Source organism: Streptomyces sp. NBC_00102, assembly GCF_026343115.1.
Classification (GTDB): Bacteria; Actinomycetota; Actinomycetes; order Streptomycetales; family Streptomycetaceae; genus Streptomyces.
Genome location: NZ_JAPEMC010000001.1, coordinates 300,156 through 312,267 on the forward strand (window position 1 = coordinate 300,156; position 12,112 = coordinate 312,267).

At 65.6% G+C, this 12,112-nt stretch carries 10 protein-coding genes and 3 pseudogenes; 5 read left to right on the top strand and 8 right to left on the bottom strand.

Annotated features, from left to right (window positions below):
• Positions 1-74: 74 nt before the first annotated feature.
• The 5 genes and pseudogenes from OHA55_RS01415 to OHA55_RS01435 all read right to left on the bottom strand — a co-directional run bounded on the left by OHA55_RS01415 (position 75) and on the right by OHA55_RS01435 (position 5,730).
• On the bottom strand, positions 75-764 hold the full coding sequence (locus OHA55_RS01415; RefSeq protein WP_266701989.1) for an AbiV family abortive infection protein: 690 nt from the start codon (positions 762-764) through the stop codon (positions 75-77).
• A 104-nt stretch (positions 765-868) separates the two neighbouring features.
• Positions 869-2,179 carry a helix-turn-helix domain-containing protein gene (locus OHA55_RS01420; RefSeq protein WP_266701991.1) on the bottom strand — a complete coding sequence of 437 codons (1,311 nt, stop codon included), beginning with the start codon at positions 2,177-2,179 and terminating at the stop codon, positions 869-871.
• Positions 2,180-2,412: 233 nt separating this feature from the next.
• The gene (locus OHA55_RS01425) at positions 2,413-3,252 is read right to left on the bottom strand and encodes an IS5 family transposase (RefSeq protein ID WP_266701993.1); all 840 of its coding nucleotides are present in this window, start codon (positions 3,250-3,252) and stop codon (positions 2,413-2,415) included.
• 554 nt (positions 3,253-3,806) lie between these two features.
• Positions 3,807-4,560: pseudogene (locus tag OHA55_RS01430) on the bottom strand (transposase family protein).
• A gap of 237 nt (positions 4,561-4,797) precedes the next feature.
• Complete coding sequence (locus OHA55_RS01435) at positions 4,798-5,730, bottom strand: hypothetical protein (RefSeq protein WP_266701995.1); 933 nt, start codon at positions 5,728-5,730, stop codon at positions 4,798-4,800.
• Between the two features lie 285 nt (positions 5,731-6,015).
• Between OHA55_RS01435 and OHA55_RS01440 the strand changes: the two genes are divergently transcribed.
• Positions 6,016-6,396 carry a hypothetical protein gene (locus tag OHA55_RS01440; protein WP_266701997.1) on the top strand — a complete coding sequence of 127 codons (381 nt, stop codon included), beginning with the start codon at positions 6,016-6,018 and terminating at the stop codon, positions 6,394-6,396.
• Positions 6,397-6,441: 45 nt separating this feature from the next.
• Here OHA55_RS01440 and OHA55_RS01445 read toward each other — a convergent pair whose 3' ends face one another.
• Entirely contained in the window at positions 6,442-6,738 is a 297-nt protein-coding gene (locus OHA55_RS01445; RefSeq protein ID WP_266701999.1) for a hypothetical protein, read from the bottom strand.
• Positions 6,739-6,933: 195 nt separating this feature from the next.
• A complete protein-coding gene (locus OHA55_RS01450) occupies positions 6,934-7,263 on the bottom strand; it encodes a hypothetical protein (protein ID WP_266702001.1) in 330 nt (109 codons plus the stop codon).
• 115 nt (positions 7,264-7,378) lie between these two features.
• Here OHA55_RS01450 and OHA55_RS01455 point away from each other — a divergent pair.
• The 4 genes and pseudogenes from OHA55_RS01455 to OHA55_RS01470 all read left to right on the top strand — a co-directional run bounded on the left by OHA55_RS01455 (position 7,379) and on the right by OHA55_RS01470 (position 11,503).
• A pseudogene (locus tag OHA55_RS01455) lies at positions 7,379-8,132 on the top strand (transposase family protein).
• Positions 8,133-9,213: 1,081 nt separating this feature from the next.
• Entirely contained in the window at positions 9,214-9,576 is a 363-nt protein-coding gene (locus OHA55_RS01460) for a hypothetical protein (RefSeq protein WP_266702002.1), read from the top strand.
• Positions 9,573-10,832, top strand: a complete 1,260-nt coding sequence (locus OHA55_RS01465) for an RNase A-like domain-containing protein (protein ID WP_266702003.1) — start codon at positions 9,573-9,575, stop codon at positions 10,830-10,832. The genes OHA55_RS01460 and OHA55_RS01465 overlap by 4 nt, the downstream gene beginning before the upstream one ends.
• A gap of 23 nt (positions 10,833-10,855) precedes the next feature.
• Complete coding sequence (locus tag OHA55_RS01470; protein WP_266702004.1) at positions 10,856-11,503, top strand: contact-dependent growth inhibition system immunity protein; 648 nt, start codon at positions 10,856-10,858, stop codon at positions 11,501-11,503.
• Positions 11,504-11,560: 57 nt separating this feature from the next.
• Here OHA55_RS01470 and OHA55_RS01475 read toward each other — a convergent pair.
• Positions 11,561-11,979, bottom strand: a pseudogene (locus OHA55_RS01475) (transposase family protein); the annotation flags it as partial.
• Positions 11,980-12,112 lie beyond the last annotated feature (133 nt).

Here is a 12,112-nt window from a genome sequence, read left to right on the forward strand (position 1 = left end):
AACGCCTGGTCCTCGGCATCTTCCGATCTAGCGGTCGTCGCAACAGGACAGAGTGGTCTCCGAATGCTCCTCAGCTACCAGCTGTCCTGTTCACCCTCCGAACCGGCCGATCTTGTGGCCGCGGCCCAGTCCTCAGGGTGCGCCACGGCCAAGAGCCGGAACTGCTGCTCATGGGTGCTGTCGTACGGTGTGACAGCCGACTTCATCCGGACGTGATCGTTGATGAGGAGCATCTCGATCACGCGCGCAGCGGTCTGCAGGTCGGCTTCGGTCGTTCCAGCGGGGATGGCCGCGGGGGACAGGATGGCGTCGTCCTCGTCGCGGTCGACGTAGAACCCGCGCTGCTTTGCCAGGTTGGCAGTCCGGGCAGCGACCTCCGCTTCCTGCTGTCGTGCCTTGTGGGCCTTCTCCCACTCCTCGTAGCTCGACCCCATGGTGCGGACGGCGCTGTAGTCGCCCCAGAACTCGGCGAGGCCGTCGCCGAAGACCACCGCCTCCAGGTACTTCTTGGTGTGGCTCCTCCCGTGCTGAGCCAAGGCGTCCACCGTCCGGGGCTGATCAGCACCAGAGCTCCAGTCATCCTGGAAGACGTCGTAGATCCACAGAGCCTTCCCGAGCTCCTCCTGCGCCAGGACGGTCAGGGAGTACGCCCGCCCGTAGGACCTGGCGTTCAGCAGGGTGCGGGCGTCGGTGATCAGGGAGGAGGCATTGTCCACCAACGCCTTCCAGAAATCGCGTGCCTGCCCTGGGCTCATTTCGGTCATGAACCCAGTGTGCCGACTTGGCGAGCTGGCGGGCAGCACTCATTCAAAACGCCTGGTCCTCGGCATTGGAGCTGCCGGGGACCAGGCGTTTTCCATCCTACGGGCTACACCGGCGTCGGGGCGGTGGCCCGGTAGCGCTCGACCAGGCTCTCCATGCCGGTCAGGCCGGCGTCCAGGCCGAGCTGGCGGAGCCAGTCGTCCACCTGCTCCTGGCGGTCGGTGAAGCTGCGCAGGTCCAGCGCCGGATTGGCGCGGAAGACGCCACCGGCCGATGCCCCGGCCTCCGGGATCTCCTCCAGCCCGTGGGAGGCCAGGAGTTCCTTGACCTGCCGGTCCGCGACGAGGTGGAGCTCGCGCGGCTGCGCCACCAGGGCGGTGTCGATGTCGGCGATGCGGGCGATCTCCGCGACGACCTTGGGATCGACGGCGGTCTTCAACAACCCGTTGAACAGGACGGCCAGTTCCGGCACCGGGTACCGGTGCGTCCATCTCGCCTTTCCGCGTCCCTCGGCGTACTGGCAGACCCGGGCGATGACGTCGATGGTGACGCTCGCGACCGCGGACGTCGCAGCGCCGTACGGTTCGGGCAGGTCGACCGACACGATCGCCTCGACCAGGTGCGTCTTGTCCGCGGGCCAGCCGGTGGCCTGCCACACCAGCCGGGCCTTGCGGGCCCTGTTGTGCCCGAGCCGGCGGAAGCCCGTGTCGTAGTCGATCGCCCCGTTCCCGAGGGTGCGCAGGGCCGGGGGGAATGCGGAGTCGTTCAGCGCCTGGGCGAGGGCGTCGACGGTCCTCTCCGACAGCGGGCGCCAGGCGCCAGCCTGGCCCATCGGGAGGTTGATGCCGGTGCGCAGGATGAAGTCGGCAGTGGCCTTGCCCTCGTTGTCCCTCTCCAGATTCGGGGACATGACGTTCTGCCCCATGGGCAGCACCCTCGCCGACGGCTCCTCCCGGGCGAGCTGGAGGAGCCGGTTACGGTCGGCGGTGGCGTTGCGCCCGCTCAGCCGGATCGGCGCCTTGAGCTTCACCAGCACCGGCCGGGGCGCGACGTCGGCGTCCACCCGGATCACCACCACGCTGCGCCCCGACCCGTCGTCGAGGGGCACGTTGAAGAAGGCTGGCTCCCAGGGCGGATCGAGCATCGTGCTGCACCCGCTGACGATCTGGTCAATCGTCGGCTGAGCATCGACGCCGACGATCCGCGCGACGCCCGGCTCCACCTTGTCGTTGATGCCGACCAGGATCATGCCGCCGTAGGTGTTCGCCATCGCCGCGATGGTCTGCACCAGGCTGGAGGAGTACTCGCTCTTGTACTCCAGTGTCAGGCTCTCCACCTGGTCCAGACGCGCGGCGAGGGCGCGGATGCGCTCGATCGTCAGATCCGCTGCCGAGGCAGCGAACAAAGAGTTGTTCATCTGCTCATACTCCACCAAGCAGCCTGCTCCCCACCGGGTAATTTCCCCAAGGTGACGACGCCTCGGCCAGGCCCACAGGCGCGCGGTGAGCTCCTGGCCGATCGGCAGGACCACCCGCACCGCCAGGCCGTCCGGGAGCCACAGTGAAGTGACCAAACCCCCGAACATCTCCCCGAAACTTAGAGGGTGTTTCGTCCCGTTGTTTCATCCCAGATTGCGTGGCTGCGGGTGGTTCATGCGCCGCGCCATGTAGGGGTGGATTCTGCGGTGAGTCTGCGGGTCATGAGGTTGATCATCGCAAGGTGGATCATGGCTTCGGACCGGTGTGGGTGTGCTTCGTAGTCGCGGGCCAGGCGTCGGTGGTTCATGAGCCATCCCAGAGTCCGCTCAACGGTCCAGCGGCGGGGCAGAACGGCAAAGCCCCTGGTGGCGGGGTCGCGGCGGACGATGTGCATGTCGATGCCGAGCGTGGCGGCGTCCTCGACGAGGTGCTGGCGATAGCCGCCGTCGACCCAGGTTTTGCGGACGGTGGGATGCTCGGTGGCGATCCGTTCGATGAGAGTTCGGCCGGCGGTCGAGTCCTGCACGCTGGCCGCGGTGACCAGCACTCCGAGGAGGAGTCCGACGGTGTCGATGACGATGCTCCGCATGCGGCCGACGATCTTCTTGCCCGCGTCGATGCCTTGCCCGGAGGTGGGGACGTTGGTGGAGGTCTTGATGCTCTGGGAGTCGATGACGCAGGCGGTCGGTTCGTCCTCCCGGCCTTCCTGCCTGCGGACTTGACGCCGGAGGAGGCTGTTGAGCTGGTCGAATACGCCTTCTTCCTGCCAGCGGGCGAAGTAGGCGTAGACGGTGTTCCAGTGCGGGTAGTCGTGCGGCAGATAGCGCCACGGGATACCGGTGCGGTTCACGTAGAGGACCGCGTCCAGGAGACTGCGCAGGTCGTGGTTCGGTGGCCTGCCGATGTCCAGGCCGCGGCCGCGGCGCTCGGACCGCCAGGCGGTCAGGGTCGGCTCGACCAGCTCCCATCGGGCATCGGAGAGGTCGCCTGGATAGCGACGGCGCTCAGTCATGATTCTGGAGTACCGGCTGGCCGAGGACCCGGCACAGGCGCATGCATCAGGCGCACGAAGCGAACGGTGCACGACGGCGCGTCCTGGGATGAAACAGGAGGAGTGCGGGCGAGACCACGGCATCGGCACCCCACCAGTACCACCGCGACCTCGAGAAGCACCCATCTCATCAAGGCCCACTCACGTAGCACCTGAAATCGCATCAAGAGAGGCGTAAACGCCCTCTAAGGCTCACCTCTCACATTGGGGGCTGGTGGGCTGTTCGGGGGGCGGTATGGGGGCCTCTGCGCTCATGCTGAAGCGCGATGGGGCCGGGGGCTCAGGAGACCGTGGTGTGGACATTCGGCTGTGAAGCATGGGCTGTCTCGACCGACCACTACCGGCGAACCGTCAACTCTGTAACAAGGGCGCGGTTTTCCAGGAGTTGTGGGATGTGGTTCTGCCCTGAGTTGCACGGCTTGAGCAAGGGCACTCCCCGGCTCCAGGCACGGGTTCCAGCTCATTGCACGCCTGTTCGCGACGCGCCGCGCTGGAGGAGTGAGCCTTTTCCAACCTCACACTGACGCGTGATGGAGGACGAGCACGGCCTGGACGATCACGGTGATGCGGTTGGTGCTGCAGGGGAGCTTCCGAAGGAGCCGCCAGCTTTTCAGGACCGCCATGGCCTGCTCGACAAGGCAGCGGATCTTGGCATGACTGCTGTTGTGCGCGCTTCCACCTCTTGAGCCGATGGCCTCGGAACGGAACACGGACGGGGTGGCCGGCTCCCTGGTACGCCTTGTCCGCCCAGCACTTAAGCTCGGCCGCGACGAGCGCGTCGATGATTCCGTGGGTCCGTGCGGCAGTCAGGTCGTCGACGGCCCCGGGCAGGGCGTGGGACGCCCACAACAGCCGGCCGAACGGATCGGTGAGGGCCTGGACGTTCATGCCGTGACGCTTGTGCTTCCCTGAGTAGAACGGGGTGTCGGCGGCGATCCGGTCGATCGGCAGGAGGGTGCCGTCCAGGATCACGAACGCCTTGGTCCGGATGTTCTTCATCGCCTCGGCCAGGGTCGGGGCGAGGGCGGCCAAGACGTCGACTGCCTCGCGTATGTAGCGGTAGACGGTGGCGATCCCGATGCCGAACCCGGCCGCGAGCTGGGCGTAGGTGTCGCCACACCGCAGGTGGGCCAGGGCGAGCAGGGCCTGACGTGCCGCGGGCAGCCATCGCCACCGCGTGCCGATGTCCCGACGCCTGGCCGTCAGCTGTCCGGCCAGGAACCGCAGGGTGCGGGTGGACAAGTCGATCGAGGACGGGTAGAAGAGCACGCGAAGCTCCTGGCGAACACGGGTGATCTTGGTCGAGAACCCGTCTACCAGGAGCTTCGTCGTTGTGCAGAACTGTCCACCTCGCGGTCAGCGCCGCCAGCTTGGAAGAGGGTCACTGTGATGAGGCTCTCTGAGTTTCCCAACCCGCGCTCAGGCCCTTCCCAGACCGTCTCCCGTTCCCCACTCTGGACGGCCCCGCGCCCGCGCCCCTTGTGCGTGTGTGCCCCGGGGCGGGGGTCAGGCCAAGGGGTCGAGATGGTCAGCGCAAGCGGCCTGGAGGGCGCGCAGCTCCTCGCCCGCCGCGTCGATGGCGTCCGGGGTAACGGGGCCGGACCGAATCGCGGCCAGGATCTTCGTCTCCAGCGCCTGGAGGGTGCTGGCGGGTAGGAATGGCATCCCCACCGGGTATCCAGTGTCGATCCCGGCACGCAAGTCCAGGTGGAGCGCGTCCCAGCTTCTGAGCGCCACGTCGGTCTTGTCGATGTCGTCGCGCTCGGCCTTGGCCAGGTCGTCGAGGTCCCTGAGCAGGGCTTGTACGTCGGCGTGGGTCTTGGTGCACAACTTGCGCACCCTTGTGTGCGTCTTATGCAGGAGCACGATCGCGCCCGCCGCGAGGGTCAGGCTGGTGGAGATGACCGGCGCCTTGTAAGTGGCGAAGAACTGCTCGCTTATTAGGACCACGGCGACGCCGAGGCCAGCGAGATTGGACCATATTCGGTCGTGGGTAGCGCGCCTTATACGTCTAGGGAGTTTTTCGATCGGGAAGTCTTCGGGATCTCGCTCCTGGCCGCCAGCGGCCATCGCCAACCATGTACCCAACAGTGCCCACCGGAGCATGGAGTACGTCAATCTGTCATCCCCGGGCGACTGCCAGATCTCAGGTCGGTTCCAGTAGGTGAGGATGACGGCGCTGGGACCCGCGGCCCACAGGAAGGTCTTCACCTTCTCCGAGTCATGCCACCAGCGCGCCGTGAACACCTTGCGCTTCCACCACGGCACCCCGTAGAACGCCATCGCCATGCCGAGGACAAAGAGGAGGGTGCCGAGGGCCTTGTTCTCGCCTGCCTTGTAGAGGTTGTTGCCGTAGGTGTTGAGGAGGAGGCCGGCGGGGGCGCACCAGCGCCGTAGGCGGTCGTCGACCTGCTTCCGTATCGTCCGCGTTGTCTGCATGAGGTCAGTGATCGGCTGAACTCCGCCAAGCCAACCGCAATTTGATGAACTTGAGAGATTCGGGAACCGGAACCGGCCGTACCTCTAGCCTCGATCGTTCATGAGTCCTCGTCGGTTCGTTGATGGGGACTCTGTGCTTACGGGGGTGCGGAATTTCGTGAGCTGGGTGCAGGACACTACGACGACCTGTGGACCGAGGAACCCTGGCCCGACGAGTACGACTTGGCAGTCTGGCCGGTACCCGGCCCCCTGCGGGGGCGGGGTACTTCTCGTATGCTCCGGCGCATGCGACGCACCTTCATACTGCTTGCCCTCGCCGCTCTCGCGCTGGCCGGCTGCACCACCGAGGAGGACAAGGCCGCGAGGTACTGGGACGGCTACCGGTTCGGCGAGCAGACGGCCATGGACTACGCGAAGCGCGTCCTCGACACCAACTTCACGTACTGCACGACCGGCGGGGAGGTGGCCGCCCGGCAGGACATGTGCACCCGCCCCGGCGGCCCCGACACCCGCTACCCCGCCTCCGTGGGACAGCGGGAGTGCGCAGACTCGCTCCCCAGCGGCCTGGACGGCGACGAGCGCGACGCATGGAACAAGGGCTGCATCACCGGCATGGCTCTCGGTGTGCCGGACGTCGTGACGTACGGGGCCGATCCTCAGAAGTGAGCCTCAGGACAGTCTTGTTGGCTGGCCGGATCGGGCGCCGGACGGCTACGGCAGGGCGTCTCCTGTCGGCTCTTTCTGGCAGGCGTTCCGGAGACGTTCGTCCATTTCAGCCGTCAGTTCAGTCAGCCGTGCGTACAGCGCCTGTTCTTGCTTGGACAAGTTTCCGGACTTCATCCTCGCCAACAACTCTTCCGTAGCATCGGACAGGACGCCCAGGCAGGTCTGGGCCGCCTCGTTGAAGCCGCGATCGTACACACTGAAGTAATGGGCGCGTGCGCTCTCCTCGGCCCCCTCTCGTACTGCGTGGCCGAGCTCGCGCAACATCTGCTTGCCCCTCGACATGCTGCCCCTCCCCTTCCCTGTACTCGACACCGAGCTGCTGAAGGTACCGCCCATCTGGCCCAGTTGGCGATCACGACCGCTTACGCCCGGCTGGCGACTGTCTGCCTCCGGAGCGACGCCTTCGCCGAGCGACGCTGATGCGCCGTGACCACCGTCGGGCGCTGGGCCGCCTACTGGTCGTCTCATGTGACTGCCCTACGAAAGGCTCTGGGGGATGCGAGGCCCCATGCTCTTCCAGTGCTTCGACCGGGCGCTCTTGGGGCGCGTGACCGTCGTGCTCGACTCCGGCTGGGACTCGTACCGCCCGTAGCTGAGATCGACGCGTGGCCAATCCTTGTGCAGGGCGGTGACGACGTCCGTCACGCGGTGCGCGGTGAACGTGGGGCACCCGGCGATGTCGTCATAGGTGAAGAAGCCGGGCGGAAACTGCCCGACGAGCGAGGCGGGGTCGGCGTCTACCGGATAGTGCAGACGCGCCGGAACGCCATTCTGATGATTCGGCACGAAGATGAGGGGCTGCGTCACTGACCCTCTTCCAAGCTGGCGGCGCTGACCGCGAGGTGGACAGTTCTGCACAACGACGAAGCTCCTGGTAGACGGGTTCTCGACCAAGATCACCCGTGTTCGCCAGGAGCTTCGCGTGCTCTTCTACCCGTCCTCGATCGACTTGTCCACCCGCACCCTGCGGTTCCTGGCCGGACAGCTGACGGCCAGGCGTCGGGACATCGGCACGCGGTGGCGATGGCTGCCCGCGGCACGTCAGGCCCTGCTCGCCCTGGCCCACCTGCGGTGTGGCGACACCTACGCCCAGCTCGCGGCCGGGTTCGGCATCGGGATCGCCACCGTCTACCGCTACATACGCGAGGCAGTCGACGTCTTGGCCGCCCTCGCCCCGACCCTGGCCGAGGCGATGAAGAACATCCGGACCAAGGCGTTCGTGATCCTGGACGGCACCCTCCTGCCGATCGACCGGATCGCCGCCGACACCCCGTTCTACTCAGGGAAGCACAAGCGTCACGGCATGAACGTCCAGGCCCTCACCGATCCGTTCGGCCGGCTGTTGTGGGCGTCCCACGCCCTGCCCGGGGCCGTCGACGACCTGACTGCCGCACGGACCCACGGAATCATCGACGCGCTCGTCGCGGCCGAGCTTAAGTGCTGGGCGGACAAGGCGTACCAGGGAGCCGGCCACCCCGTCCGTGTTCCGTTCCGAGGCCATCGGCTCAAGAGGTGGAAGCGCGCACAACAGCAGTCATGCCAAGATCCGCTGCCTTGTCGAGCAGGCCATGGCGGTCCTGAAAAGCTGGCGGCTCCTTCGGAAGCTCCCCTGCAGCACCAACCGCATCACCGTGATCGTCCAGGCCGTGCTCGTCCTCCATCACGCGTCAGCGTGAGGTTGGAAGTGGCTCGTTGAAGCGGAACTCCACCACGTCGTCAAATCGCTCCCACAGCCTCCAACTGCATATTATTCCAGCGGCACTTCGTTGCCCTTCCTGAGGAAGCGGCTGGAGCAGGTGGGCACCGCGCCTGACCCCGGCGCCATGGCACCGTCTGCGTCGTTTTACCTCCGCTCGCGCGGAGAGCACACGACAGGCGTGTGGCCACTGCGCGTCTCGGCCGGTTCACCTCCGCTCGCGCGGAGAGCACGCCGTGACGGCGAGGGACGCGTTGTCGAGGATCGGTTCACCTCCGCTCGCGCGGAGAGCACCGGGGGTGGGGAGGTAGTTCTCCATGGCCTGTCGGTTCACCTCCGCTCGCGCGGAGAGCCCCCTTCGCGACCTGCTCTTATCTGACGGCTCTGCAGTGCCTTGCCGAGCTTCGTCGCCCATCTTCCTCGCTCCCGTTGTCATCGCGCAGCGAGTGTAAGGCTCACCTCTCACATTGGGGGGGGGGCTGGTTGGGCGGTATGGGGGACCTCTGCGCTCATGCTGAAGCGCGACGGGGCGGGGGGCTCAGGAAAACTGTGTTGTGGACATTCGGCTGTGAAGCATGAGTTGTCTCGACCGACCACTCCCTGCGATCCGTCAACTCTGCAACAACGGGGAGGTGTTCCAGGAGTTGCGGGATGTGCTGTTGCCCTGAGTTGCACGGCTTGGGCAAGGGTACTCCCCGGTTCCAGGCACGGGTTCCAGCTTGTTGCACGCCTGTTCGCGACGCGCCGCGCTGGAGGATGGGAATCATCGATGCCCGAAACGTCTGTGTCATCCTGCGTAGTTGATGCTGTGCCGTGCCTCTCTTCGGGCACCGCACTCACCTCGACGTGCTGGCCCTCCTGCGGATCGACGCTGTTCTAGAGGGGCCCGGGGCGCTTCGCTGCACGGCCACGCCAGTCCATCCCCAGCGGGTCGCATCGACACCACGGGGAAAGTGGCGGGGCCTTGCCTCTTTACCCGGTCTTGGACATGCCCACAGTTGCGAACTCCTCGGCCGCATTAGGGTCGTACGGTCGCAGTGGCACGGGGAGGGAAAGAACAAGTGGGCAATGAGGAGAAGATCCTTGACATCAGCACGACTGATCTCAAGGCGGCAGCGCCAGTTTTCCACGAGCAGAGCGTAGCGCTCGGTACGGCTCTCAAGACGCTTGCCGCTTCGCTGGCGACCGCGGGAGCTGCCTGGGGGGACGACGAGCCGGGCAAGAGCTTTCACGAGCAGTACGGGCCGATCGCCGCCCAGATGGAGAGGTCGGCCGGCATCATCAAGGACGGTCTGGCGAGCATCCACCTGGCGATGACGGACATGGCGGACGGCTATGTCGAGAACGACGAGTTGGTCGAAGCCATCTTCGGCAAACCCGCCTCGCCGGGCGCGAGGGCTGACGCTCCGGGGCCGCGCCAGTGAGTGTCGGGGACAAGGCCCGGGAGATCATCACCGACGTCACCGGGATCGAGTGGCCCGCCGCCGACGTGGGTGAGCTGAGGGCCATCGCGAAGGCTTGGCGCACGTTCGCCGATGACATGGAAGACATCACGGCAGCCGTTAACCGGGCGGCACAGGCTCTGATCATGCACAACAAGGGCGAGGCGATCTCCGCCTTCGCTGATCCCTTCTGGGCACGCTACTACGGGGAGAAGAAGGGATGGCTCCAGGACCTCGTCGAAGGCCCGCGTTCCCTGGCGAAGGGGATCGACCAGTATGCCGACGCCGTGGCGGACGCGAAGAAGAAGCTCGACCACGAACTGGAGATCGCTGGCGCCGTCATCGTGGCCGGCACGGGACTGGCCTTCTTCACGCTCGGCGCCACTGAAGTCGCCGCAGCGGCAGCCACCGCTACCATCGTCGAGCTGGCCGCGACGGTAGGCATTGCACTCACGACCGAGGTCGCAACCATTGCCGGTACTGTCTTCGCAACTGCCGCCATCGCGGGCATCGAATCCATCACCGTTGACCTGGCCATCGCTCAACCGCTCCAGATGGTGGCGGGCATCCAGCCAGCCGGTCTCAACCTCGACGAAGTCAGGGACGCCGGACTCTACGGGGCCTTGACCGGTGGAGCGTTCGGGGGCGCGGGAAAGACTTTTCAGCTTGCCAGTGAGGGAGGCTGGTCCGCTCTCCTCGGAGGTATCCGCCCCTCAGCACTCACTCCAGAGTTCGCATGGCCCAACGGTCTCGTAGCCGAAGCCGGCGGCTTCCGCATGCTGCTCCGCGACGGCGACTACAACGCCTGGCCTCGGGACAAACGCCGGGGTCCCGTCAATCCCAAGTACCGGGCCGACGTTGCCGGTGATGAGGGGAAAAACGGCTCGCATACCATTGAGCGACACGTGAAAATGACGACACGTGACCTGCGTGCGCGCCTCCGGAGCAACCCTGGAATGGACGCCGCATCACGATATATAAGCGAGGAGGAGGCGCAGAAATTTACTGATGCCGCAATTCTGAGAAAGCAGAAGGAGATTGGCGAGTGGCTCGCCAGCCCCAAGAAGAAGCTTGCTTTCCCAGCCCACTTCAACGAGGCCACTGGAATGAGTCTGAGCCGGGAAAACTTCAAGCGGGGAACCGCAGCACAATGGGTCACCGGGGTGCAAGTGGTCCTCAAGCGTGACTCGTCCGCAGCGAGTGGATACAGAGTCCTCACGTCTTACCCAATTCCCTAGATCAAGAGCGAAGGCATAAACAAGTGGCAACGTCGACCGATCGTTTCCGAGAACTTCGGCGTCTCCTGTCCTCCTACGAATCGACAGGTTTCGCCTTCGACGACACCGAGAGCCGCCCGGGGGACGCGTTGTCCGCCTACCTCAGACAAACGGCGTCAGATCCGGAGCGCGTAGCCGAGGTCGTAGCCGAAATTGAAGATCTCCTCGCGGTCGGCCTGTTCAACGAGGAGATCGCCGAAGACGTCGACCTCCTTCCGAGGATCAACCCACCCGGCGGAGCGACGGTGGAAGGATGCCTCGCCGTCATCGACGGTCACCTCCGAAAGAGTCTGGCGGATCCGACAACATCCGCTCACACTCCACCTCAAACCGCATGGGAGTGGGCAGAGCGCTTCCCCGAACTATCACAGATGCTGGGAGCGTACTTCCACCAGGATTTCCCGCTGGAGTATTCCTCACACAGAGAAGCCCTTGACGACTACATCTCGGACACTCCCAAGAGCGACCTTCAACAAGTGGCAGTGGAAATCCGCGAATTCCTCACCCTCAACGAATCAGATCAATCGCTCAAAAAATGGACGAGCTCACTGGGACTTGCAGTCTCCCCACCTTCGGGGGTTCGGCTTCGCCAGTGGTTGGCGGACGTCCGGGAAATTATCCTCAACCAGTAGTGAGCATTTTTGGGCGTTGCCTTTCCAACTGAGGGCCGCCCTGGCGATTGACGTCATTCAATTCGTTCTGCATCGCGATCTTCGGAAGAACCGCCAGGACTTGAGGCGTGCCACGCCGCGTTCAACGGGTGCTCGGGAGGTTGGCCAGTACTCGGTTGACCGTCCGTTCTGTCGGGCCCAAGTGCCCGCCGGGGGGGCGCCTGCGTCCGGTGGTAACCCAGAGGCCGACACTCGTGTAGGCGCGGTCGGCCAGTACGGTGCGCCTTGGCGCTCGCAGATCCGGCTGATCCGGTGGGTGCGGGCCGCCGTCAGATCGTGACACCGGCCGGGCAGGGCCAGTGAGATCTACAGGAACTGGCCGACCGGTCGGTCATGACCTGGACGTTCACGCCGTGGCCGCGGTGCTTGTGGCAGTGGTCGGCCCGGTCCTCGCCGACCCGGCCGCATTCGGCGAGCATCCCGTCATGCAGGACGTACGTGCGACACCAGGCAGCACGCCGGGGCTGGGCCGCAAGACTGAAGGTCGTTCCCGCAAAGGACCCGCGCCCGGAGCCCGACCTGAAAGCGGCGGGACGGCCAGGCAACGGATCGCGGGCGAAGCGTCGTGAA